The following is a 22,002-nucleotide window of genomic DNA, read 5'->3' as shown; positions in this document are numbered from 1 at the left end:
GCATGGCTAAAGGAACTCCTTCTATGGGGAAGAAGTCAGGTAAGAGGCTTCACTTCTATTGCCGCAGGTGCGGCAAGAGGTCTTATCACATGAAGACAGGCATCTGCTCTTCATGCGGTTATGGCAATTCTGCCAAGAGAAGGAAGTTTGCCTGGAAGGCCCAGAGGAAGAAGTGAGATTCCGGATTACTTGTCTTTCTTGATTTATTCTCAGGATTTTTCTTTCTTAATATTGTTTATCTTGTAACATATAGGAAAGATTTTCAGATATCCTGACTAAAGAGATATTAAGATATAAAAAAAGGAAATAATGTGTGCCGGCGACGGTCAACCCTGTAGACCGCTCAGCTGATACCTGAGTGTCCTTAGGGACATCAGGGTTCAAAAAGCTTTCGGTTTCTGCCGGTGGTTTGAAAATCCCTGCGCCGGCGCACTTTTTACATTTCTAGGGCAATATTTAAAAAAGGGAGAAAAATCATAGGAGCAAGACCACTCAATTCCAATGCGGGGTTGCCGGAGTGGTCAAACGGGACAGGTTTAGGTGACTAAAACCGTCGTGAGGTTCTGTCTAAGAACCCTGTTGGCTTAGTGCCTACGCAGGTTCGAATCCTGTGCCCCGCACTTATACTCAACTTTAATTCTCTGTATTACCATGCTTAAATAACAGGAAGGATGGTGATGTCCCATGCCAAAGGACATATACAGGCATGAAGCCAATTTCAATAGAATCTATCCCTTATTTATAAATGGGGGTAAGGGCAATATGCACCCTGATAAGTGGCCAGGTTTAAGCCCCTCAAATAAGCAGGTCATGGAGGATTTCTTTGCCCTATTAGAGGCTCAGGGCCTTACTCATGCCAGGAGAAGCAAGTATATCATGCATTGGAAGAACATGATCAGCTGGATGGATAAGGACATCCTAGAAGCCAGCAACAAAGAGGATCTGATCAAGCTGGCAGCCAAGATCAACAGCCAGGATCATAGGGAAAGCACCAAGGATGATCATAGGGGAGCTGTGCAAATGCTCTATAAGACCATCACAACCCTGGACAAGTATGAGAATTTAACTCCAATTTATTTCTGGATTTATGATCGGAGGACTCCTTATTTCAAGAAAAAGGATAACCCCTCAAAGAAGAAGGAAAAGGAAGAGTGGTTTAATGAAGACGATGTCATGAGGATCATTGAGGGAGCAAGAAATCTCAGAGATAAATGCTGGATCAGTATCACAGCAAGCCAGGGATTAAGGCCAGAAGAGTTATTGACCATCAGAAAACAGGACATTTCAGAGATAAAGGATGGCATAAAGATCAAAGTTTCGGGAAAAACAGGGACAAGAGACATCTATATTTATGAGAGCTGGGTGCTCAATCATATATCAAGTTATGTGAAAAGCCTGCCGAAAGATAAGATCTATTTATTTGATATCTCAATTGCGGGCCTGGGTTTAGTGCTGAAAGAGATCTGCCAGAGACAAGGCATCAATAAAAGGGCCTATCCTTACAAGCTCAGAAAATTCTCAGTCACAATGGACAGGATCAAGGGAGTTACGACAGGTGCCCTGGAGCAAAAGTATGGATGGCGAAAAGGCACAAAGGTCATAGTGAATTATGATAAGAGCTCTGCAAAGGATTATCAGCGAGAGATAAGAGCATTGAATGGCCTGGAAAGTGATAAGGTGCAGTCAGTCTTTGATAGTCAGATTTGCCTCAGATGTCAGGAGAGGAATCCGGCTGATATGACTTACTGCAAGAAATGTGGGCTGTTCTTGAAGGTCAAGAAGGAGGATCTCGTGCAGAATGAAGGCAGCATCCAAAAGGAGATGCATGAGATCAAGCAAAGGCTGGAGAGATATGATGCTTTTATAGAAATGATATACAAGGATGAGAGATTGAAAGGCACCTTTGATCAAGAAATTAAAAAAAATTAATTTATTTTTTTTGTAAAATGAAAAATGCTGCCCCCATCATCAGAATGATATAAGATTATATTGAATAATTCTATTATGTTTTCATTTGAAAGTTTATATTCTTTATTAAAATATTCTGCAAATACAGGAACAAAATAGCCTTGTTTGCCTCTTGAAGATGTTTTTGTTTTATCAGACATAATAAAATCATTTTCCCTTAAATCCTTAAATAATTTGGAAAGAGTATTTTGTTTAACAGATAACCAAATATGTTTCTCATCTTTTATTTTTTGAAAAAAATGTTGTGAATTTGAAAATTTAATATCCGAATTGAACAATTTGAATAATAAATAAAACATTTCCATATGTTGAAAATTCATTTTGCGAGCCGAAAATGCTGATTGAATATCATATACAATCATAAAAAATGAATTCCATTGATAATCTAATTTATCATTTATTTCTTTAAATTTTTTCTCACCAAATACTTTTTTCGCCAGTTCCATCAATAAATCTTCTTTATTATTTCTACCCATTTCACAATTTAATAATATATTAAATTTATATATTTTACGTTATTATGGCACTGATATATAAATAAATAATAATTATTTCTACCCAATTCTACCAAAAATCTTAAATATTGAATATTGGGATTTTCAGCTCATGAAGAAGATTATTGTTGATCTACCTGAAGATATCCATTCTGAACTCATAGAAACAGCGCAGTGGAATGGTATAACAATGTCAGCCTGTGTAAAATTGTGCTTGAGAAATCATCTTCCCAAAATGCGAGGCGATGATCATGGAAAGTGAGCATATCCAGTGGTTCAATGACCTTTATGAGAAACTGAAGGCACTTGGGAAAGTGCCTGTTCAAAAAAACCCAGATTCAAAATTGCCAAAATAACTTATTCTGGGATTTCCTATAAAAGACTGGTGATACTATGTTGATAACCACATTCAAAGCGGATCCTGAATTGAGTCGGTTCTGGCGAGAAGAAGCACAAAAAAAGGGGATTACCATTTCTGAATACATCAGGACAAATCTGCCCAAGCCCTGTCATAGAGAGGCGTGCAGATGACTGAAACAGAGGATTTTATCTTTGATGAAAATAAAAGGACTCAGAAATTATATCCCGCAATTGGTATCCTGAAGGGCCAGAAATATTTTGGGTTTATTATACCTAAAATGGTGAAGAAAAAGTTTAGGAGTAAGGATAAGAAGGAATATACTGCTCCAGTCCAGGAAGAGAGGGCGTGCATTGTATTTGATAATCATGATTTCCGAGAGATCACTCAAGATTTTGAGAGGCAGCAGAATGTTAAATTTTTGGATCCACCAATGGAGGGTTTTAAGCCCTGGAGCTTGCAGGAGATTCAAAATTTTATTACCTATCAAGGTGTATTAAGAAAGCAGTATAAGACACTATCTCCTCAGGATTTATTTCTTAAAATCCGAGGCAAATATGAGGAATATCGTTTCTGCCAGGATGAGAGATTTAATTCCTTGAGAGCTTTATGGGATATGGGCACATACATTTATGATATCTTTGATGCATACCCTTATATTGAAAATACTGGATTGAAAGGGACAAGCAAAACCAAAGCCATGACCATCAGTTCTTTTATATCTTTTAATGGGATTGTTTTTGTGAATCCGACAGGGGCGACAATATTCAGGTTTGTTGAGAGGAACAGGCCAACATTATATCTGGATGAGGCTGAGAAGTTATTTACCAGGGATAAAAAGGGCAATCTCTTAAATTCTGAGATTGTTGAGCTGTGTAATAGTGGATGGCAGAAGGGAGGGAAAGTCCCGAGGCTTGAGAAAAGGGGGGAAAAGTTTGTTTCAATAATGCATGATGCATATTGCCCCAAGCAGTTTGCTTCTATTAAGGGTTTGGAAGGGGCATTACAGGATCGTTGTATCACAGAGATTTTTATCAAGAGTCCAGAGAAAGATAAGAGAGGGGATTCATGGCCCACAGATAAGGATCCTGATTTCAAAACAATCAGGGACAATTTATATCCTTTTGCTCTGCTTCATTGGAAGCAGGTTGATGCTTATTATTCAAGCGATCAGTTTGGGATTAAAAAGGAGTTTAAGCTTACTAATAGGGACTGGCAGATCTGGAAGCCAATCCTCTGTATAGCCAAACTGATATCAAAAGAGCTATATCTTGAGATGGGGCAGTTTGCAGAGGAGCTGACTGAGAGCAAAAATATCACAAATGATTTGAGTCCTGATAGCTGGGATTACAAAATTCTTGAGGTATTATCTGAGAAATTGGATGGTGTGCAGGATCCAATACCTATTAAGACAATTGAGATAAGGGGTGGTATTGTTCTCCTTGATGGTGAGAAAAAGCCCAGCCAGAGGTATATTGCATCATTTTTAAACAAATTGGGATTCAAGAGATATTTTAAGCATTTCCGAGATGGTAATGCATATCTGTTGAGTGAAAAAACTTTTTTCTTCATTTTACAAACCCAAAATATAGTATCACATCTATCATATGTATCACAAAATGAAGAAATCACTCGCAAAAATGTGACAGAAGAAGAAATTGAAGGTGACACTTGTGACACTTAAGCTGTGACACTTATGACACTTATGACACTTGTGACACTATATCCTGGAACAGAGAGGAAAAATGAAAAGAGACAAGAAAGGAAGGTTTTTGCCAGGAAACCAAGCAGCTGCAAAAGGCAAGGTTTGTATTTGGTGCAGGAATCCTATTCCTGGTAATATGAGATCTGATGCATTATTTTGCAGCAGATCATGTAATGAGACTTTCAGGTTGAGAAGGAAAGAATTAGAATCCAAAAAATCGGGTGCAAAGTGATGGAAGAGAGAAGTCAGAAAGCGGTAATCAGGTTTTATGAGCTGCAAATCAAGAAATATGGGATATTGCTCCAAAAAGCTGAGAATAAGGAGAGGATTCAGTTGATCATTGATAGGTATAAAGAGGAGTTAGATCATGTTGTCAAAGACCTTTAATTCGCATCTTGATGCGGTCATGTATTATGCGAAGGCCATGAGTAATGAGAAGGTTGAGATCCTCAAGAGGCTTGAAAGATATAATGAGCTTCGGTTTTTGTGGGAGCAGAATCTTAAAAGGCATTTGGAGCAAAAAAGGAATGTGGGTTGATGGAATATGGCTGATGATGATGTCAAATTTATTGATGCAGAATCTTATCAGGGCAGAGCAGATGAAAAGCTGACTTTCAAGATGATTGTTTTGGAGCATTTGAGAAAGATAGGCGGTTATTCTTCTTGCGAGTTTTTGGGTGGTTATTGGCAAGAGCGGCCTGATCCTCGGCCAAATAGCAATGCCATAATTAAAATTTATATTCCTGACTCCCGAGAAGTCTATTCCAATTCAGTGGAATACCTATATGATATATTATACCCACATTTTGATGAGGAAATGAAAAAGATAGGTCAAGAAGCAGAAAAGATGTTAGAGGATGCTTATAATGAGAATACTGATATCATTGATGGTGAGAGGCGTTTCAAGAATGTTGATGTTCGCATAACCTTCAGGGATGTTAAGCGACAGATCAGCAGAGAACTTTTCCGAGAATTAAGCTGTTTCTTGTATCGCCAGAAATATATGGAAGGCAAATCCTTCATTGATGAGACATAAAAATGGCATTGGTAGTATCAAATCGGGGGCAGGGAAGTTATTTCAATTCTTATATTTTGCAGAGGATTGAGCGCAATAAGAATTTTATTGCAGCCATCACCGGCCAGACAGGCAGTGGAAAATCTTATAGTGCCTTAAGACTGGGCGAGATGTTGGATCCTGATTTTGATATTCGGAATTGTTGTTTTTCGCCAAAGGAATTTATGGATCTGATTAATGGAGTGGATAAGAAATTGAAGCGTGGTGCTGTTATTATTTTTGATGAGATTCAGGTGAGCATGAGTCATCTTGAGTATCAGACATTACAGGCCAAAGTTTTGAATTATGTCTTTCAGACTTTCAGGCATAAGAATTTTATTTTATTTATGACAAGCCCTCATTTCAGTTTTATCAATGCATCTTTGAGAAAGCTTTTTCATGCAAGGATGGAGACTATCAGCATTGATCCTAAAAAGAAGCAGACCACTCTTAAGCCCATGCTTATTCAGGTTAATCAGAAGACCGGAGTTGTTTATGAGAAGTATCTGCGGGTTTATACTGAGCAGCATGGTGTGATACCCTTGAAGAGCATGAAGATACATTTGCCTTCGCCAGAATTGCTGGAGGCCTATGAGGCGAAGAAGGATGCTTTCACAAGATCATTGAATGAAAGTATAGGTCGGGATCTGCAAAGGATGGAAGATAAAGAATCTGGAAAGCAGCATAAACCATTGACGCAGATTCAGGAGCGAATAGTGGAGTATTTGATGCAGAACCTTAATGTGAGTCAGGTTGCTGAGAAGATGGGCAACAATGAAAGGTATATTTATGCCCAAATGGAGTTTATAAAGAAAAAAGGTTTGGAGTTCAGGCCTGTTAAGGAAAGGCAGAAGGTAATTTATTATGAAGTAATAGGGAATATACCCTGAGTATATAGCTATATTGCATATTCACGCACATACAAGGGAGCAAGATGCGGGTATGAGTTAATTCCGGAAAGATGAGGTGGCAACAATGATGCAACAAGGGGAGCAGTATCAACAACAAATAGATTACATCAAGAGAATGTATCCAAAAAAGAAAGCGAACATCAAAGGTTATGGTTTGGTTTCATTGGATGCGATCAGCAATCATGCTGATCTTCATGGGATAATAAACAATCATGATATTCATTGTGCCTATTGTGATAAGAAGATAGTTGATGACTGGATTGTTATCTTGCATAACCCAAAGGAGAAGGAGAAGCCTATCAATGTATTATTCTTTTGCCATAAAGAACAATGTGCAATCAAGTGGCAGAGTAATAGATGAGGGGAGTCAATGGGGATATTTTTTTTGGATGTGAGGACAAAGCAGGAGTTTGATAAGATGTTTAGGGAGATTGATATTCAATGGAAAAAGCAAGAGAAAGTGATGCGAAGGATTATGAAGCGTGGCTTTTAGGCTTTGAAAAGCAGATGGAAAGGCCATGTGTTGTAAGTCTGCTTATTGAGCATGGGAAGGTTCAGGTTGTTGCGTGTTTTGATAAGAAGCGATACCTTGATCAGCCGGAGCATGATTCAGATGACGGAGAGCCAGAGATAGATTATAAAAAAATACTCAAGGATGTAAGCCCTGAGTATCTTGTATCAAGAGATTATATTGGGTGATTATGAAGAAGATTGTAAAATCAATTATTGAATTTGGAAGTTATATTATCGGGATCCTTCTGAGAACAATAGGCAAGCTGGCCATCATGTTTTTAATACTCTATCTCATCATGTGGCTGCTGTCTCATTGAGGATGCTTTCTTCAGGTATAACCTGCCTTTGAGATCGGACTCCAGATCTATATGATCTCCTTTCTGCCAGCCCAATAATCGGATTACATTGGCAGGGATAGTCAAGGAGAACCGGTTCTTGGATGATTGCAATCGTGGCATACCTTAAACGAGACCTACGCAAAGTATTTAAACTTGGTCATATTTCCAGCTCATTGTAATCTCAGAATTAAAGTTTAGTCGGGGAACGTGTGCCCCGCATAATTTATTTTTACATAGAGTCAGGTGAAACCAATGCCAAAGCAAATACGCGCATCCCATATATTAGTCGAGAAGGAAGTCTTCTGCAAGGAATTGATCCAGAAGCTGAAGAACGGAGCGAATTTTGAAGAGCTCGCAAGGCAGTTCTCTAAGTGCCCTTCGGGCAAGAAGTCAGGCGGTGACTTGGGTTTCTTCGGTAAAGGCCAGATGGTGCCTCAGTTCGAGAATGCTGCTATGAGACTCAAGGTCGGTGAGATATCAGGTCCGGTAAGGACTCAGTTCGGTTTCCATATCATCAAGAAGACTGATGAGAGATGACCGACATATTTTTAAATTAGGATTGAAAATGTGCCTGCATGGAAAGCGTTCCAGTGAATTGTAGGAATTGTGGTAAGAAAACGATGTCAGATAAGTTTGTTCTTGATCCTTATTTCCGCATGATGGTGTGCCCTAATTGTGTTGCCTCAAGAAGGAATCCTAAGGTTGAGAAGCCTGTGGAGAAGAAACCTGTTGGCTGGGATGCTGATGATGAGATAATCGAGAAAGCATACCGTCTGAAACAGCAGAAGGTCTGAAAGGATATTCTGAATCTGTATGTTCTTTCTGCTTTATAAAAATGAATAAAAAATAAGATTTATTCTGCTGCCATGAATGCCCACCCTGCTTTCTTTGTCTTGACTTCGCCATTTTCTGCATCTACTTGGGCCTGCATGGCATGTTAGACCTGTACCAAAATCACCTGACCATGTTTCCATTACTCTGTCATCTCCTGCGTCAATAAATCTGCGCCCCCAGAGTTTACCAGTGCCTGGTTGACAACCTTCCTGTTAGATAGTGTGCTTCTAAGTGCCAAAGCTTGCATAACCATGAAATCATTGGTTGTACTTTCCCCCACTCTGTCGCTTGCCATGTCAAGGACTATTGGTTCTGCTGTCATCTGTCTTGTCCTTCCTCCAGAAATCATCACAACAAGCGCGACTATTGCCACGATTGCTACTATAGAGACAAAAGCTAAATTTCTTTGATCCATCATTTCACCTCAATTTTTGTTTAGGTAGGAAAAGCATAGATTTTCTGCAAATCTAATATACAATTATACTATCCTAAATATAGTATTTTTTATAAATATTTCCCTTCTCAAGCCCTCTGCCCCTTCTAATGGTCCTCATCAGTGAATTCTACAGGTTCTTTTTCTTTTGTGTCATCTGAGAACTCGACATTGTGTTTCTTGAATTCCTCTATGATTCTCTTCTAGCTGAACAATGAATGGATAATTATTGGATTATCATTCTCTTTCAGATAGATCTCGATGTTCCTCCTGAATGATAGGATTGACAGCTTTATGAAATCAATCTCCTCATAAGATATCTTTCTTTCCTTGAAGAGTCCTTTCAGCACAAAGCTGCCGTCATACATCTCCAGGATGTTCAGGAGAGATATGCTGCCTGCAAATATCCTGTTCACATAAAACTTTTTCATTTTCTGACCGATAATCTATGCAAAGAAAGGAAAAAAACTATTGCCCTATTCTGCTGCCATGAATGCCCACCATGCTTTCTTTGCCTTTATGGCCTCGCCGTTCTCTGCATTCACTTGGGCTTGCACTTTCATCTGTGCTTTTATGAATCCAAGCACTTTGACCTGTTTCTGTGCTTTGACTTCATATGCAGCCTTGACTTCTTCGCCTTGGCCTACCTCTTTCAGCTCTATGGTGCATCCATTCTCCTCAGAGCACACATGCAGCTGAAGCATCTCAATCGCTTTATCTGATGCTGTATCCGGCATGATTTTTATCTCTGCGTTCTTGCCGTTGCTGAGTTTTGCTGAGAGCATTGTCTTCTGCTGTACCCTTTCCTGAGAAAGTGCCATTTTGGTCTCTGCCACTGCTTCTCCCATCTTGAGCTGTTTCTGCTCTCCGCCTTGCACCTGTAGCTGCTGTCCGTTCTCCATCCTATAGCTTCCTGCCTGGAGTTCTGTCCTCTCTTGGTTCTGTATCTGGTTCTCTTCTCCTTGGTTCTGCTGTTGGTTCTGGGTATTTGCCTGGCTTCCGTTGCCGTCTCCGTTTCCGGAGTCATTTCCTGATCCATCAGATCCTGATCCTGCCATTCCTCCGTCCCTGTCCCTGTTTGGCTGTGCTATTGCAAACGAGCAGAGCAGCAGTGCGCAAAGGATAAAGCTTATTGCTTTCTTCATTTTTTCACCTCTTGCTTGTTATCAGTTTCTGCAGTGCATTATAAGCACGCATCGAATCCTTATTAGAGATTATGAATGTGAGTTCAGTCAGTGTTGATACTATCTCGATGATGTTTATGTTCTCCCATGCGAACAGCTTAGTCACATGATAGATGATGCCTGGGGTGCGGTAGAAGTCCATCCCATATGATAATGACAGCGACACAAGGTCTTTCTCTGTGTTGAGGATCCTCTCCCCTTCAAGTATCTTGCTTATCTTCTCCAGGTATTTTGAGCTGATTATGATCGACACTTCATTGTTTCCGTGTATCACATTCAGCTGGTCCCCTTTCTCATAATTCACAGTCTCATATATCTTCTTCAGTTTGATGAAGAGCGATGGGCTCTTGCTGACTGCTATGTCGCAGAGGTTTGTCTTCATTATTATCTCAGAATTATAATCGAATTTCTGTGCAGCATCGACCTTGTCAAGGGCATCTGCATATCTCCTTATCGCCATCATCACTGCGCTGTGCTTGACTTTCTTGCCCATCTCTTTCTCGACATCCGGCTGTATCATGTCAGCCAGTGCTCCATAATTGATGATCTTCTTTGCCAGTGCATCAAGAAGGAATGGTTTGTCTTCAATGAGTTTCTTTGCAATATGTGCTATAGTTACCATTTTGTTATTATTTTAACAAGAAGTATATAAATATTACTCTTTCTTCCTCAGTATCGGAAAGAATATCACATCTCTGATAGACCCAGCATTAGCAAACAGCATCGCTAGCCTGTCCATGCCGATCCCGATGCCAGATGCTGGCGGCATGCCGTATTCCAGTGCGCATAAGAAATCATCATCAACCGGGTGCGTCTCATCCTGTCCTGCTTCTCTGAGTTCCTTGTGTTTCTCGAAGTTCTCGCGCAGCACAGATGGGTCATTCAGTTCAGAATAAACATTCGCATACTCCCTTCCGCCAATTATCAGCTCGAATCTTTCTGTGAAATCCTCATCGCCTCTCTTCTTTTTGGCCAAGGGACTGATCTCAACCGGATGGTCCATCACGAATGTCGGCTGTATTATCCTCTCCTCGACGATCTCGTCGAAGACTGCTGCCATTATGCCGGCGACTCCCATCTCATTATTTATTTCAACCCGAAGCTCCTTTGCATATGTTCTTGCTGTCTCCAGGTCTATCCCTTTGAAGTCTTTTCCTGTGAATTCAAGGACTGCCTCCATCATGCTCATCTTCTTCCATGGAGGTGTCAGGTCTATCTCTGTCCCTTGATAGTTCAGCTTTGTCTTGCCGAGGATCTCCACAGCAAGCGTCGAGATCATCTCCTCGACCACAGCCATTGAGTCGAGATAGTCTGCATATGCGCACATTGTCTCCATGATTGTGAATTCTGGATTATGCCTTGTGTCTATCCCCTCATTCCTGAAGTCGCGGGAGAACTCGAAGACCTTGTCATATCCGCCGACAAGGAGCCTTTTCAGATAGAGCTCATTCGATATCCTCAGATACATCTGCCTGTCAAGTGCATTGTGATGGGTCACGAAAGGCTTTGCCAGCCCTCCCCCGTATATCGGTTGCAGCACTGGTGTCTCGACTTCCAGGAATCCTTTTGACGCAAGGAATTTCCTCATCTCCGAGATGAGTTTCTCACGGATGGCAAATGTCTTCTTGACTTCCGGATTCACGATCAGGTCGACATATCTCATCCTGTATCTTGCATCCTCATCCTTGAGCCCGTGCCATTTGTCTGGCAGGGGGCGCAGTGATTTTGTGAGCAGCTCGATCTTTTTCACAAGCACAGTCACTTCTCCTGTCTTTGTCTTGAAGATCATGCCTTCAGCTCCTACGATGTCTCCTATGTCGAGCAGTTTCACGAGGTCATATCCATCTCCAAGGTCATCTTTGGAGAAGTAGAGCTGTATCTTGCCTCTTGAATCCTGGAGATGCGAGAATGTCACTTTTCCCATCCTCCTGAGTATCATCAGTCTGCCGGATACCTTGACTGTGTCTTCTGTCTTCTCCTCTGCATTCAGTCTTGAGTATTTCTCCTGCAGCTCCTCAGAATGGTGTGTCGCAGAATACTTGTATGCATATGGGTTTATCCCCATCTTTTTTATCTCATCGAGCTTTCTCTTCCTCTCTGCGATGAGCCTGTTTTCGTCTTCCATAAGCCCAAAAAATTGAACATCAATTTATAAATATTGTGCAACATTTATATATCAGCAGCTTTGCTCTCTCTGCAGATCCCATCATGTGATTCCCTTGGCTTTTGATATATACGATCATCTTAACAGGGACGGAAATCTGGTCCTTGAAAAGGTTGTAGAGTCAGCTCCTTATAGGCTTGCCAGGAGATATCCTGAGCTAGAGACGCCTTTCTCACGGATGGAGCTTGAGTTCGAACAGCTCCCCAATTCTTTCTTGGACAGGATTTGGATCGGGATAGGAGTAGTCAGCGGGTCGTTCGCCGAGATGGATCTGAAGCATGATCCTGCATTCTTGTATCAGATTGAGATGGCTGAGATGCTCAGGTGTCCGAAGTCCATCAATGGCAGTTCCAGATATTCTGGTTGGGGTTCGCTCTCTTATCTTGCAATCCTGGATATCGTCCAGAAGATGGGCATAAATTACCTGAATGCGACTTCAAAGCCGGAGTCAAGGGAGTTCTGGGACAAGATGGGTGTTACCTGGACAGATGGCCTGGATTTCTGTGCTGATGTGGAGGACAGCATCCAATTTGTTGCAGATAGGATACATGAGAGGAATCTTGCTTCATTATGCCGTCGCTTTGGCCGGGATATCTCTGGCCGCTGAGGATTCTGTCTGGATTTGGAAAAAAATAAGAAATATCAGGGATGGCGATTTCTCTGCTGCACTCTTACTTTGAGTATATGTCTGCCTTGTTCGGGAAGTTCTGCTTGATGAACTCTACCATCATCTCATTCCCCGCGAGGTCATAAACCTTCAGTGCGCTCGATAAGAGTCCTTCCTTGAGGCAGACATCGCCGAGCTTGCTCAGCCTCTCCTTGTCTCCTGAGAGCTCATAGGCCCGGACCGCATATCCGAGTCTTCCGTCATTGAGGCATTTGTCGCCGAGCTCATTAAGTTTCTCGTATGAATCAGCCGCACCGAAGACCTCGATAGCAAAGTCTATCTTCTCCTTGTCCAGGCATTCGTTACCGACCCTGATCAGCCTTTCCCTGTCGCCTGCGACCCTGAAGGCCTTGATTGCCGAGGTGAAATGCCCTTCCCTGAGGCATTTGTCCCCTACTTCGCATAGCTTGTCCCTGTTGTCTGCAAGCCTGTAGGAATCCACTGCGCTGTTGAACATGCCGACCTTGACGAAGTTGTCGCCTATCTCGCTCAGTTTCTGTGAGTTCTTGGTCAGTGTGAATGCCTTTATGGCCTCGTTCATCTTTCCTTTCCTGAAATACTCGTCTCCGGCTGCATTGAGCAGGTCATTCCTCAGCTCCTGGCTGAACATCGACAGGTTCACATTGTCTATGCCCTTCTCGATGAGTGCAGGCACAAGCTTCCGCAATGTGTCCATGTCATATCTCTTGTAATCTTTCTCTGTCTTGACCATGTCATTATAGCCTGGCACATCTGTCTTCGGTGCTGTCTTTTCGTATTCAGAATTCAGTCTTAGCATCTCTTCTTCATTCAGATCAGTCATCTTACCACCTTTTTTCTCCTTTAAATATGATATCTAACACCATATTTCACAGGTATAAATATTTATTTGTTTTATCAGAAGACATGTTTTCACCTATATGTGAATAAGAAAACAGAAAAAATGAATCAGAAAAAATAATTAAAATCTGACAGTCACTCCACCGAGATAAGCGGCATCATCCAATTTAAGGTCCGGTATCTCTGCTCTCACAAAGCCTGACATATTCTTTCCGAGATCCTTGTTTAGCTGCGCTTCTGTGTAATGGTTCGGGTCTCCGCTGAAAGGCATCTCAGCTGAATGATACATCTCTGCTGACATCCCGCCTGGCAGTGGTTTTCCTACAAAGACCGTCATGTTCCCTCCATCAGCATCAACAGCTGCATCGACAGATCCATAGCAGCCGAGTTTCTTCAGAATGCTCGTGTTCCTTATCCCGATTTTCTGGTCGACTATTCCATTGCTGTTCGTCAATAAGACATATGCCAGTGAGGTCCCTGCGCCTTTCTTGCCTGCTGTCAGGACATTCCTTCCGAAATAGCCGTCCTTGCTAAGGTCATTTGTCTCATTCATCCCATGGATTCCAACCTGCATCCCCTCAATTGACGCATCTATGTTCGTGAGCAGCCTTGTCCTGAACTGCTGGTCTGTCACAGCCATCTCGACAGCATTGTATCCCTGACTTATGAAACCTGCATGTCCGCTTTGTGTTCCTGCCTCTTCTGCCCTGGCAGCACCTGCATAGAGTCCTGCAGCCAGCAGGGTTCCTGCCAATATCCTTTTCACCTTGGTTGTTATTCCCATTTTCCATCCTCCGTTTGCCGGGTCTATGCCCGTATAACGATTTTGTTACAACTTTATGGTGATAACAGATATTTAATTATTAGTGTCCCCCAAGGGGGCAATTTAAGAAAAAATTATATAGGGGCTGTAAAACCCTATTAACATGGATATATCAGGACTGAAGAAGATCGGTCTGACCTCAGGCGAGATAAGGCTTTATTCTGCTCTTCTTGAATTAGGGGAATCGACCAGGACAATGCTAGCCAAGAAATCAGGCATCTCCCCATCAAAGATATATGACGTCGCTAACAGGCTCCTTGAGAAAGGCATAGTCTCTTCAGTGAAAAAGAATGGTGTCATCCATTTCAGCGCAGCGAATCCTGAGAGGATAAAGGATTTCCTCGAGAGGAAAGGGGCAGAGATAGAAAGGGAAAAAGAGCTCGTGGATGGCATGCTGCCTGCTCTGATGGCAAAGTATTCAGGGATCGAGGCCGGAACAGACATAGAGGTCTTCTACGGATGGGAGGGCATGAAGACTGTTTTCAATGATATCGCCCGGACCCTGAAAAAGGGAGATGACAATTATATCTTCGGCGCTAGCTTGGGCCAGACACCTGAGTTGGCTGACCGGTTCTTCAACCAATATTACAGGAAAGTAAATGAAAAAGGCTACACTGTCCACATAATCTTCAACGAGAATCTCAGGGACAGGATGAGGACGAATTATTTCCAGAATAATCCGCCCCATGAGGTCAGGTATCTGTATCAGGATACTTTCGCAGAGCTGAACCTTTACAAGGACACAGTCCTGTTCATCATGCTGCTGAGGAGGCCGATTGTCATAAGGATAAGGAACAGGGAGGCCATGGATGCATGCAAGAAATTCTTCGACACAATGTGGGGCATGGCTAAGAAGTGATAGGGCATCCGAATTTCGCTTCATTCCATGTTGGGATTGTCCATCTGGTCCCTTTTCTGCTTGGAGAACTTGTGGGCCAGGTGTAGCGGCTCTGGCATCTTGTGCGGTTCCACGATTGTCTTCTTGACGAGCTCGACTGCTGTCTTGAGGCTTATCATGTTCCCCGGCGATACATACAGGGGGTTGCTGTGCTCTTTTGTCTTCACTGCCTTGCCGACTACCTTGTCTTCCATCATCACCTTGTCGTCCTGGAGCTCTCCGCAGAGGAGCTTCTTTGCGACACCGATCGATGGTTTGCCGAGGATCAGCCCTATCTGCGATGCCATCCCGAACCTTCTCGGATGCAGTATGCCGTTGCCGTCGACGAATATGACATCAGGCTTGTTCTCTATCTTGTTGTAAGCCTCTAATATGGCCGGTCCTTCCCGATAGCCTAAGAATCCGGGTATATAAGGTATCTTGGACTGGATGATAGCTGTCTGTTTCTCAACCAGCCTGAGATCCTTGTCCAGCACCACGAAGCATGAGATTATGTTGTCTTTGTAGAATGCCTGGTCAGCTCCGCCATATAGTTCAGTTTTTTCCAGGGAATCCTTCAGTTCAAGCTTTCTGGATAGCCTGATCTGTTCTTCCTTGAGCTTCTTGAGGTCCATTTTCACCAGTTTATATGAGATTGGTCTGGAGGGAATTCACTCCCTTTTAAATTTAACCCTTTATAAATAACCTGGCCTGCCCCGGCCTGCCCGGGCTTGTCCGATAAGTAATATTTAAATAACTGCTGTCCGGAATGGGATTCATGGCAAGAAAGGAGGGGAATCTGCTTTCAAGGACTTATCATCAGATCATCAGCAGGAGGGATCTCTGGAGGATTGTCCTGATTGATGCCGGCTTCATCCTTGCTCTTGTTCTTCTCGGCATATTCTTCTCAGATATCGTCCCGACAGATCCTGATTTCTACAAGCCGGATCTTGTGACTTTCCTTTTCGGCGTGGCATTTGTGATTGTCTATGTATCTCTCATCACCCTGGTGTATTCGGTGGCGAAGTATCTTGTGCTGCGCGAGCTGGCCGTGAGATTTTCACTGAAGATAGGTCCCTGGAGGGGATTCGTCCTGCAGAACTTTTCTGCACTCGGGGGCTTGGCTGTGCTCTCGATATTGTTCATTCTTTTGTCGGCGGTATTCACTGCCTCGGTCCCCCTGGCTGTCCTTGGTTTCGTTGTTGCTGTCATCATTTTCCTCTTTGTCTATCTCTTCTTCAATGTCATGCATACAGTCTTTCTTCTCCATCCATCTGAGTCTGTTGCAGATATCATTGCGCTGTCTTTCAGATCTTTCAGGCGCTTCGGAAAATTATCTCTTTCATTCCTTGTGCTCCTGATGCCTTTCCTCATACTCACGATTATTTTCGGCGGCGGCGGATGGATTATGAGGGATTATCTCTACACGAAATTCGAGACCTCGCAGGATTTCTACGCTGTGTACAAGGGAATCTTCTCAGGCCTTTTCTATGCGCTGCTCTATCTTGCTGTGCTGTACAATAGGTTCCTGCTGATCAATGTCCTGAAGACCAGGCGCTGAGAGCTGTGTTTCTGTTCATCACATGTCTTCTGGTCAGTATTTTGGTCAGCATTATCTGATTTCAATATTGAAATAAATAACAGATCAAATATTATTTACTTCTATTAAGTTATAACAACAGAAACATTTAATAATCCTTCAGACTATGCATCTGCATGGTATACCAGCGTGATTTTGAGATGAGGTTCAGCAGGCCGAGGACTCATCCCTACAGGGGAGCAAGGCATGTCAATCGCACCCTGGAGCAGATAGGGCTCTCTGATTATCCCTTTCTGTCTGACCTGAATTCTCCGAAAGGAAGATTATTGGAGATCATGGAAGCGAGGAGGTTCTTCAGCTGTGATGGTCCTGACTCCATAAGATACATCATGTTTCTCCTGAACAGCTATGATCACGGCATCAGCTGCAATTTTGATGGCTGCAGTGAGCCAGCGACTGCGATGACTGCAAGAGGCACAAGGGATGAGGGGTATAATGTCGGTCTGGAATACACATACTGCAGGGATCATGCTGATATGATAAGGACGATAGAGGATAAGATAATCATCCTCCCTCTCGGCCATGCTGCTCTGGCTTATGATGGGATCAGGCGCATGGGCAGGGCATTATTCAGGAATCTCAGGGACTCTCTGAATTATATCGCCGGCTTCGAGGGCAATGCCACCCGGAAAAAGGCCAGGGAGTTCTTCGATGATCTCATGACACGAGTGGGAATACCTTTCAGCGACATGGCAGAGGCAAGGGAGCTCGAGAGGATGCTCAGCAGGGAATGGGTGCTTGGATCCAAGATAGATTATTACAGGAGATTCAGGAATGATATTGTCAGGATGACATATGAAGATGAGCTGGGAGAATACCAGGATTGGACAGCGAGAAGGCTTGCTGATGCAAAGCCGAATATTGTGGATTTCCTGATAAGGAAGTACGGCACCAAGAGGGTGGGATTTGATGCATCCATGTCTGATCCAGGGGTACCATTCTGATGCTTGTCTGTTGAATCACATCTGATCCTTTATTTCTTGTATAAATATTGGGAGAAATCCAAAAATCTTTATATAATGGCTTGTCTTTCTATAGGCTGATCTCAGAGAAATCACTTGGGGGGTCCTTATGAGAAAAAAATCACTTATATGGTTGGTGCTCATCATCTCATTCTCTGCATTGACATATTCTCAGCTTGATGATCCTGCCAGGGATATTTCCAAGAAGGTCATTTCAGGTGAGATTGCGTTGGCAGAGGATTTTCTTTCTTCAGGGGATTTCACAAAAAGGGACATGTTCATATTGAGGACTGCTTTGAATAACCCTGAAAAATATTCATATCTATTTTCAAGCTTCAATACACAGAGGCTTGCAGATAAAATTGATTATGATTATCTTGCTGATAAGCTGCCTGAGAAAGAGCTCTTGCTATTGAAGAGCTATGTTGATCCTTCTTTTGCAAGCACAATGTCTTTGTCTAACCTTAAAGTTCTGAAAGGCAAGACATGGGTGGACCAGTCAAACCTGAAATACAATGATGTGATATCTCAAGCACGGGTTGATTGTTTTGATAGTTATAATAAGATATCTGATGTCAAGTTCAGGCTGGAGAACTTAGATGACAGGGAAGTCTATTTTGAAGAGAGCTATACTTCAAGAGACAAGAACACTTTCTACCTGGACAATAAGGATGTGAAGCTGCTTGATTCTGGCAATTGGCTATTGACTGCAACATGCTATAATTCAAAAGCGCAAGGGATCTTCTTGGAAAAATCATTCTTCCTGACATGGGGAACATATTCTCCTTATCTGATCGATCCAACAGGCCCAACATATGATGTCTATCACAATATGTTCTTTAATTTCACAACAGGCGTGGAGTGTGTTGGTGGAGAGTGCGGTGATACAACTGCAACTTTAGATCCTCCGGAGCAGGAAGAATATTGTGTTTTTGATGTTGGTTTTAATGATTGTACTATTGATTTTACTGATATTTGTTCTTATGGGTGGCAACAGGATTTTAATGAAACTTCTGATTTTAAATTACCAAATGCAACTTCTATTGATGGTGTTGAAGTAAAAGTCTGGTATGCATATGGTACGATGGGAGATAGTTTTCGACTTTCTTTAAATGGAGAATTAATAGAGACTTGGTTAGCTTCTCAGAATATGGATTATAATTATTATTGTGATCCTCCCCACACCTTACCTGATACATTTGTAGTAACATATCATTTGACTGAATTTAATGATTTCTTTATTCCTGGCGATAATTGGAATGAATTGAATTTAATGAATTATAATTTAATTGCAGATTGTGGCGGCGGTCCAGGATCTTGCGGATATGAGACTTGGGTTGGAAAAGCAGAGATCACAATTAATTACACTGCTCTTTTTAAAAATGGAACAATTCCAATGACTGTTTCAATTCCATTTTATACAATAGATCAGAATCCAAGATATCCTGAAAACCAGACATGTCTTCAGGGAATGAATGCGGGAGAATCATGTGAACAGACGTGGAGAGTCAATGCAACTGGAAATGTGGGTTCAAATTGGGATGTTTTTACTGTTTATTCTTCATCAAATCCATCTGTAATTGAGCACCAGACAAGTGCTGTTGACGTTACAATCTTAGATTTATTGCCTCCAGACATTACAAATATTGAATGTTATGATGGAATTTGGCGGGAGTGTTCAGAAGTTGGTTTTGGCGATGATTTTGAAAAAGTAAGAGCAAGCTGCACAAGCACATCTGGTGGAACAGTTACTGATGTTAAATTTAAATTAACAAATATTCCTGATAATAATGTATTGTTCTATGAATCATTTAATGGGGGAGCTTATGAATATGACAACCCCGATATGATAATAAATGATTCTGGAGAATTTGCTTTGGAAGTCACGTGCTATGACAGCAATGGCTTTTCTAATACTGAAGTAAAGGAATGGAAAATACCTTGGGGACAATATATCTTGAATATTTTGACATCTGATTTAGATAATTTAACCAAAAATAGTCATGTAGATATGGAATTGGAAATTGAATGTCTTGGTGGCGAATGTGGAGATACAATAGCAGAGCTTGTCTATTGGAATAATGAGACAAACTGGAGTTCTCCAAAGAGTTCAACACCTGGAGAAAATGGTGCTTATGATTGGTATGAGATGCCTTTTACATGGTATAATCAAACAGAGTTTTTAACAGAAGTAGGCATTGTTGATGAAGTTATGTATGATTTGCCATTTGATTTTAAATATTATAATTATTCAGAATATACAACAAACCATGGTTGTGTGGGTCCAAAGGGATGGATGAATTTGTATATGGATTATTGCCAAGGTGTTGGAGGTGCTTGGGATTAATATGAAACTACACATATGACTGCCTATGATACAATTTTTGAAAATCAAAATTGCGGAGGAATCAGACATTATAATAAATCCACAAGAAGAGTGATAATTGAATGGGATAATTTGTGCGGTTCTGGTCCAACAGAGGCAACATCTATGCAATTGGTTTTGAACAAAGACAATTCTATTTATTATTTGTTTAGAAATTTATCGCAGAATCATAGATCTGTTTTAGTAACTAAGGATAGATATAAACAACCAAACTATGGCACAGCAAACTATACAGAAATTCCAGAGCAACCTTTCCACAGTTACAAGATGTGTCCAGGGCCGTGTATCATTGAGGAAGTTGTGCCTGAGTCTTATGTTGAGCCGTTCTATACTGTTCCGAACAAGCAACAGGTCGGCTGCCTGGAGAATATGAGGGATGGCGATGTCTGCATCGTCACGTGGAATGTCGAGATCACAGAGGACAATGCCACTGCATGGAATGTGGTAGCTGTTGTAGATTCTTTGTATACAGATGACATAGGAGATCCTGTGACAGAGATTGCGAGGACAGATGTTGTTCTTGTTGATGTTGTTGCTCCCAATGACAGCCCTATTATTGTCTCTGAGCCAGTTTCTGAAGCGGTTGTTTATTCTTCATATGGATATGATGTGGATGCAATTGATAATGATACACTCTCATATTTGCTTGTCGATTTTCCTGCAGGCATGTCGATTAATGAGAGCTCTGGTTTGATTCAATGGACGCCAACGCCTTATCAGATCAATTCGTATAATTTGAATGCTGATAATTCTGTCATTGTGAGAGTAGAAGACAGCAAAGGAGGTTCTGATGAGCAGTCTTTTAACATCACTGTGCACGGCATCTGTGCTGAGACAGATGGAGGCATAAATTATACTCTCAGGGGCAATATTTCAGGTACTGGTTGCATGGCTGGGGATTGTGGGGATTATACGACAGCAGACTGGTGTAATAGAAATATTTTCCTGAATGAGTTGTATTGTGAGTATGGGGATATCAAAATGATTTCTTATTCGTGTCCTGATGGCTGTTATGATGGGGCATGCAGGCTGGTTCCTGTATGTTCAGACACTGATGCTGGTGTGGATTATGGTGTCCATGGGACAGTCTCATACAATGGGGCCAATTACACGGATTCCTGCAACGGAAACACCCTGACTGAGAACTACTGCATAAATGATGTCAGGAATTTTGAATATCATGGCTGCCCCGGGAGCTGTTCTGACGGCGCCTGCGTCTCAAAGATAATATCATTCCAGAGGATAGTGGCGGGCTAAGTGTTGGCGGGCTTGAAAAGAGCTTTTTATGGTTCTATGAATCTTTGACATATCCTCTTTGGATATCGATTATCTAGGTTCAAAATATCAGAAAAACCTTCTAATAAGCCTGATATGTACTCCAGGTCCTGTAAAACCAGAGAAAGGAAAGTTCCATCTGCCATTATCACAAGAGATATCTCTGAGTTCTGGGTATTTTTTGTGTACTTCAAGTGTACATTTTCTCTTCTTCTTGCTTATAAACAAGACACTTTTGATATCTCATTTGGACCTGCTTTTGAATGTTGATGGAAGCGGGCCCGGAGGGAAATAAGATGAAAAAAACAATATTTGGTTTGGCGCTCATGGTTGTTGGTTTGTTGGCATCAACAGCCCTTGTCAGCGCTTACCGCGGAGATTACAATGTTAAGGGGCCTAACTGCGATGAGGAGAGGCATGAAGCCATGGAGTCAGCCATGGACAACCTGGATTATGATGCCTGGTATGCATTGATGACACAGGATGGCAGGCACCCTAGAGTTGTGGATGTTGTCACAGAAGATAACTTCGGGACATTTGTCAGGGCTCATGAAGCTGCACAGGATGGTGATTTCGAGACAGCTGCTGAACTCAGGGCAGAGCTTGGCTTGAACAACGGCAATGGTCCGAGAGATGG

The 22,002-nt window shown here is 42.0% G+C and carries 29 protein-coding genes and 2 tRNA genes; 21 read left to right on the top strand and 10 right to left on the bottom strand.

The window, feature by feature from the left end; genetic code table 11:
- Positions 1 to 2 precede the first annotated feature (2 nt).
- The 4 genes from JW968_00255 (at position 3) to JW968_00240 (ending at position 1,929) form a co-directional block, all read left to right on the top strand.
- Complete coding sequence (locus tag JW968_00255) at positions 3 to 176, top strand: 50S ribosomal protein L37e (GenBank protein MBN1385391.1); 174 nt, start codon at positions 3 to 5, stop codon at positions 174 to 176.
- Between the two features lie 139 nt (positions 177 to 315).
- Positions 316 to 430, top strand: a tRNA-Ile gene (locus JW968_00250).
- A gap of 73 nt (positions 431 to 503) precedes the next feature.
- Positions 504 to 620, top strand: a tRNA-Leu gene (locus tag JW968_00245).
- Between the two features lie 142 nt (positions 621 to 762).
- Positions 763 to 1,929, top strand: a complete 1,167-nt coding sequence (locus JW968_00240) for a hypothetical protein (GenBank protein MBN1385390.1) — start codon at positions 763 to 765, stop codon at positions 1,927 to 1,929.
- Here JW968_00240 and JW968_00235 read toward each other — a convergent pair.
- Positions 1,926 to 2,444 (bottom strand): hypothetical protein, encoded by a 519-nt coding sequence (locus JW968_00235; GenBank protein ID MBN1385389.1) that lies wholly within the window; start codon positions 2,442 to 2,444, stop codon positions 1,926 to 1,928. The genes JW968_00240 and JW968_00235 overlap by 4 nt on opposite strands.
- 545 nt (positions 2,445 to 2,989) lie before the next feature.
- Between JW968_00235 and JW968_00230 the strand changes: the two genes are divergently transcribed.
- The 8 genes from JW968_00230 to JW968_00195 all read left to right on the top strand — a co-directional run bounded on the left by JW968_00230 (position 2,990) and on the right by JW968_00195 (position 7,189).
- Entirely contained in the window at positions 2,990 to 4,504 is a 1,515-nt protein-coding gene (locus JW968_00230; GenBank protein MBN1385388.1) for a hypothetical protein, read from the top strand.
- A 61-nt stretch (positions 4,505 to 4,565) separates the two neighbouring features.
- On the top strand, positions 4,566 to 4,757 hold the full coding sequence (locus tag JW968_00225) for a DUF2116 family Zn-ribbon domain-containing protein (protein MBN1385387.1): 192 nt from the start codon (positions 4,566 to 4,568) through the stop codon (positions 4,755 to 4,757).
- Entirely contained in the window at positions 4,757 to 4,912 is a 156-nt protein-coding gene (locus JW968_00220) for a hypothetical protein (protein MBN1385386.1), read from the top strand. Before JW968_00225 ends, JW968_00220 begins: the two co-directional genes overlap by 1 nt.
- Entirely contained in the window at positions 4,893 to 5,063 is a 171-nt protein-coding gene (locus JW968_00215) for a hypothetical protein (protein MBN1385385.1), read from the top strand. The genes JW968_00220 and JW968_00215 overlap by 20 nt, the downstream gene beginning before the upstream one ends.
- A gap of 6 nt (positions 5,064 to 5,069) precedes the next feature.
- Positions 5,070 to 5,561: a hypothetical protein gene (locus JW968_00210; GenBank protein MBN1385384.1), complete on the top strand. Its 492-nt coding sequence runs from the start codon at positions 5,070 to 5,072 to the stop codon at positions 5,559 to 5,561.
- A 203-nt stretch (positions 5,562 to 5,764) separates the two neighbouring features.
- Entirely contained in the window at positions 5,765 to 6,469 is a 705-nt protein-coding gene (locus JW968_00205) for a hypothetical protein (GenBank protein MBN1385383.1), read from the top strand.
- A gap of 85 nt (positions 6,470 to 6,554) precedes the next feature.
- Positions 6,555 to 6,851, top strand: a complete 297-nt coding sequence (locus JW968_00200; GenBank protein MBN1385382.1) for a hypothetical protein — start codon at positions 6,555 to 6,557, stop codon at positions 6,849 to 6,851.
- An 80-nt stretch (positions 6,852 to 6,931) separates the two neighbouring features.
- A complete protein-coding gene (locus JW968_00195) occupies positions 6,932 to 7,189 on the top strand; it encodes a hypothetical protein (GenBank protein MBN1385381.1) in 258 nt (85 codons plus the stop codon).
- Positions 7,190 to 7,281: 92 nt separating this feature from the next.
- Here JW968_00195 and JW968_00190 read toward each other — a convergent pair whose 3' ends face one another.
- Positions 7,282 to 7,461 (bottom strand): AbrB/MazE/SpoVT family DNA-binding domain-containing protein, encoded by a 180-nt coding sequence (locus JW968_00190; GenBank protein ID MBN1385380.1) that lies wholly within the window; start codon positions 7,459 to 7,461, stop codon positions 7,282 to 7,284.
- A gap of 132 nt (positions 7,462 to 7,593) precedes the next feature.
- Here JW968_00190 and JW968_00185 point away from each other — a divergent pair, with 132 nt between their 5' ends.
- Together JW968_00185 and JW968_00180 are read left to right on the top strand one after the other, a co-directional pair.
- A complete protein-coding gene (locus tag JW968_00185) occupies positions 7,594 to 7,878 on the top strand; it encodes a peptidyl-prolyl cis-trans isomerase (GenBank protein ID MBN1385379.1) in 285 nt (94 codons plus the stop codon).
- Positions 7,879 to 7,916: 38 nt separating this feature from the next.
- Positions 7,917 to 8,135, top strand: a complete 219-nt coding sequence (locus JW968_00180) for a hypothetical protein (GenBank protein MBN1385378.1) — start codon at positions 7,917 to 7,919, stop codon at positions 8,133 to 8,135.
- Between the two features lie 179 nt (positions 8,136 to 8,314).
- On the opposite strand, the gene JW968_00175 is transcribed toward JW968_00180, so the two are convergent.
- From JW968_00175 to lysS, 5 genes are all read right to left on the bottom strand, one after another.
- Positions 8,315 to 8,590 carry a hypothetical protein gene (locus JW968_00175; GenBank protein MBN1385377.1) on the bottom strand — a complete coding sequence of 92 codons (276 nt, stop codon included), beginning with the start codon at positions 8,588 to 8,590 and terminating at the stop codon, positions 8,315 to 8,317.
- Positions 8,591 to 8,811: 221 nt separating this feature from the next.
- Entirely contained in the window at positions 8,812 to 9,039 is a 228-nt protein-coding gene (locus JW968_00170) for a hypothetical protein (GenBank protein MBN1385376.1), read from the bottom strand.
- A gap of 45 nt (positions 9,040 to 9,084) precedes the next feature.
- Positions 9,085 to 9,753, bottom strand: coding sequence for a hypothetical protein (locus JW968_00165; GenBank protein MBN1385375.1), 669 nt, complete (start codon positions 9,751 to 9,753; stop codon positions 9,085 to 9,087).
- 4 nt (positions 9,754 to 9,757) lie between these two features.
- Positions 9,758 to 10,414, bottom strand: coding sequence for a hypothetical protein (locus JW968_00160; GenBank protein ID MBN1385374.1), 657 nt, complete (start codon positions 10,412 to 10,414; stop codon positions 9,758 to 9,760).
- 33 nt (positions 10,415 to 10,447) lie between these two features.
- Positions 10,448 to 11,917, bottom strand: coding sequence for a lysine--tRNA ligase (gene lysS / locus JW968_00155; protein ID MBN1385373.1), 1,470 nt, complete (start codon positions 11,915 to 11,917; stop codon positions 10,448 to 10,450).
- 94 nt (positions 11,918 to 12,011) lie between these two features.
- Between lysS and JW968_00150 the strand changes: the two genes are divergently transcribed.
- Positions 12,012 to 12,563, top strand: coding sequence for a hypothetical protein (locus tag JW968_00150; GenBank protein MBN1385372.1), 552 nt, complete (start codon positions 12,012 to 12,014; stop codon positions 12,561 to 12,563).
- Positions 12,564 to 12,627: 64 nt separating this feature from the next.
- Here JW968_00150 and JW968_00145 read toward each other — a convergent pair whose 3' ends face one another.
- Positions 12,628 to 13,425: a hypothetical protein gene (locus JW968_00145; GenBank protein ID MBN1385371.1), complete on the bottom strand. Its 798-nt coding sequence runs from the start codon at positions 13,423 to 13,425 to the stop codon at positions 12,628 to 12,630.
- Between the two features lie 138 nt (positions 13,426 to 13,563).
- Positions 13,564 to 14,226, bottom strand: a complete 663-nt coding sequence (locus JW968_00140; GenBank protein MBN1385370.1) for a hypothetical protein — start codon at positions 14,224 to 14,226, stop codon at positions 13,564 to 13,566.
- Positions 14,227 to 14,368: 142 nt separating this feature from the next.
- Here JW968_00140 and JW968_00135 point away from each other — a divergent pair, with 142 nt between their 5' ends.
- The gene (locus tag JW968_00135) at positions 14,369 to 15,124 is read left to right on the top strand and encodes a helix-turn-helix domain-containing protein (protein ID MBN1385369.1); all 756 of its coding nucleotides are present in this window, start codon (positions 14,369 to 14,371) and stop codon (positions 15,122 to 15,124) included.
- A 20-nt stretch (positions 15,125 to 15,144) separates the two neighbouring features.
- On the opposite strand, the gene JW968_00130 is transcribed toward JW968_00135, so the two are convergent.
- Positions 15,145 to 15,777 carry an endonuclease V gene (locus JW968_00130; GenBank protein MBN1385368.1) on the bottom strand — a complete coding sequence of 211 codons (633 nt, stop codon included), beginning with the start codon at positions 15,775 to 15,777 and terminating at the stop codon, positions 15,145 to 15,147.
- Positions 15,778 to 15,920: 143 nt separating this feature from the next.
- On the opposite strand from JW968_00130, the gene JW968_00125 reads away from it, so the two are divergent.
- From JW968_00125 to JW968_00105, 5 genes are all read left to right on the top strand, one after another.
- Positions 15,921 to 16,703: a hypothetical protein gene (locus JW968_00125; protein MBN1385367.1), complete on the top strand. Its 783-nt coding sequence runs from the start codon at positions 15,921 to 15,923 to the stop codon at positions 16,701 to 16,703.
- 155 nt (positions 16,704 to 16,858) lie between these two features.
- Complete coding sequence (locus JW968_00120) at positions 16,859 to 17,686, top strand: hypothetical protein (protein MBN1385366.1); 828 nt, start codon at positions 16,859 to 16,861, stop codon at positions 17,684 to 17,686.
- A 127-nt stretch (positions 17,687 to 17,813) separates the two neighbouring features.
- Positions 17,814 to 20,051: a hypothetical protein gene (locus JW968_00115; protein ID MBN1385365.1), complete on the top strand. Its 2,238-nt coding sequence runs from the start codon at positions 17,814 to 17,816 to the stop codon at positions 20,049 to 20,051.
- A 339-nt stretch (positions 20,052 to 20,390) separates the two neighbouring features.
- Positions 20,391 to 21,347 (top strand): hypothetical protein, encoded by a 957-nt coding sequence (locus JW968_00110; GenBank protein MBN1385364.1) that lies wholly within the window; start codon positions 20,391 to 20,393, stop codon positions 21,345 to 21,347.
- A gap of 314 nt (positions 21,348 to 21,661) precedes the next feature.
- The coding region (locus JW968_00105; protein MBN1385363.1) for a hypothetical protein at positions 21,662 to 22,002 on the top strand (341 nt) is incomplete at its 3' end.

Source organism: Candidatus Woesearchaeota archaeon (genome assembly GCA_016928155.1).
Taxonomy (GTDB): Archaea; Nanobdellota; Nanobdellia; order Woesearchaeales; family JAFGLG01; genus JAFGLG01.
This window is presented reverse-complemented; position numbering and strand designations above follow the sequence as displayed.

What these genes read in the sequence shown, in the direction of transcription:
- JW968_00215 (MBN1385385.1), top strand. Translation starts at nt 4,893, where the DNA reads ATGTTGTCAAAGACCTTTAATTCGCATCTTGATGCGGTCATGTATTAT.
- JW968_00205 (MBN1385383.1), top strand. Translation starts at nt 5,765, where the DNA reads ATGGATCTGATTAATGGAGTGGATAAGAAATTGAAGCGTGGTGCTGTT.
- JW968_00120 (MBN1385366.1), top strand. Translation starts at nt 16,859, where the DNA reads ATGGTATACCAGCGTGATTTTGAGATGAGGTTCAGCAGGCCGAGGACT.
- JW968_00235 (MBN1385389.1), bottom strand. Translation starts at nt 2,444, where the DNA reads ATGGGTAGAAATAATAAAGAAGATTTATTGATGGAACTGGCGAAAAAA.
- JW968_00160 (MBN1385374.1), bottom strand. Translation starts at nt 10,414, where the DNA reads ATGGTAACTATAGCACATATTGCAAAGAAACTCATTGAAGACAAACCA.
- JW968_00125 (MBN1385367.1), top strand. Translation starts at nt 15,921, where the DNA reads ATGGCAAGAAAGGAGGGGAATCTGCTTTCAAGGACTTATCATCAGATC.
- JW968_00180 (MBN1385378.1), top strand. Translation starts at nt 7,917, where the DNA reads ATGGAAAGCGTTCCAGTGAATTGTAGGAATTGTGGTAAGAAAACGATG.
- JW968_00145 (MBN1385371.1), bottom strand. Translation starts at nt 13,425, where the DNA reads ATGACTGATCTGAATGAAGAAGAGATGCTAAGACTGAATTCTGAATAC.
- JW968_00115 (MBN1385365.1), top strand. Translation starts at nt 17,814, where the DNA reads ATGAGAAAAAAATCACTTATATGGTTGGTGCTCATCATCTCATTCTCT.
- JW968_00200 (MBN1385382.1), top strand. Translation starts at nt 6,555, where the DNA reads ATGATGCAACAAGGGGAGCAGTATCAACAACAAATAGATTACATCAAG.
- JW968_00170 (MBN1385376.1), bottom strand. Translation starts at nt 9,039, where the DNA reads ATGAAAAAGTTTTATGTGAACAGGATATTTGCAGGCAGCATATCTCTC.
- JW968_00230 (MBN1385388.1), top strand. Translation starts at nt 2,990, where the DNA reads ATGACTGAAACAGAGGATTTTATCTTTGATGAAAATAAAAGGACTCAG.
- JW968_00165 (MBN1385375.1), bottom strand. Translation starts at nt 9,753, where the DNA reads ATGAAGAAAGCAATAAGCTTTATCCTTTGCGCACTGCTGCTCTGCTCG.
- JW968_00175 (MBN1385377.1), bottom strand. Translation starts at nt 8,590, where the DNA reads ATGGATCAAAGAAATTTAGCTTTTGTCTCTATAGTAGCAATCGTGGCA.
- JW968_00240 (MBN1385390.1), top strand. Translation starts at nt 763, where the DNA reads ATGCACCCTGATAAGTGGCCAGGTTTAAGCCCCTCAAATAAGCAGGTC.
- JW968_00135 (MBN1385369.1), top strand. Translation starts at nt 14,369, where the DNA reads ATGGATATATCAGGACTGAAGAAGATCGGTCTGACCTCAGGCGAGATA.
- JW968_00210 (MBN1385384.1), top strand. Translation starts at nt 5,070, where the DNA reads ATGGCTGATGATGATGTCAAATTTATTGATGCAGAATCTTATCAGGGC.
- JW968_00195 (MBN1385381.1), top strand. Translation starts at nt 6,932, where the DNA reads ATGGAAAAAGCAAGAGAAAGTGATGCGAAGGATTATGAAGCGTGGCTT.
- JW968_00190 (MBN1385380.1), bottom strand. Translation starts at nt 7,461, where the DNA reads ATGCCACGATTGCAATCATCCAAGAACCGGTTCTCCTTGACTATCCCT.
- JW968_00140 (MBN1385370.1), bottom strand. Translation starts at nt 14,226, where the DNA reads ATGGGAATAACAACCAAGGTGAAAAGGATATTGGCAGGAACCCTGCTG.
- JW968_00220 (MBN1385386.1), top strand. Translation starts at nt 4,757, where the DNA reads ATGGAAGAGAGAAGTCAGAAAGCGGTAATCAGGTTTTATGAGCTGCAA.
- JW968_00255 (MBN1385391.1), top strand. Translation starts at nt 3, where the DNA reads ATGGCTAAAGGAACTCCTTCTATGGGGAAGAAGTCAGGTAAGAGGCTT.
- lysS (MBN1385373.1), bottom strand. Translation starts at nt 11,917, where the DNA reads ATGGAAGACGAAAACAGGCTCATCGCAGAGAGGAAGAGAAAGCTCGAT.
- JW968_00130 (MBN1385368.1), bottom strand. Translation starts at nt 15,777, where the DNA reads ATGGACCTCAAGAAGCTCAAGGAAGAACAGATCAGGCTATCCAGAAAG.
- JW968_00185 (MBN1385379.1), top strand. Translation starts at nt 7,594, where the DNA reads ATGCCAAAGCAAATACGCGCATCCCATATATTAGTCGAGAAGGAAGTC.
- JW968_00225 (MBN1385387.1), top strand. Translation starts at nt 4,566, where the DNA reads ATGAAAAGAGACAAGAAAGGAAGGTTTTTGCCAGGAAACCAAGCAGCT.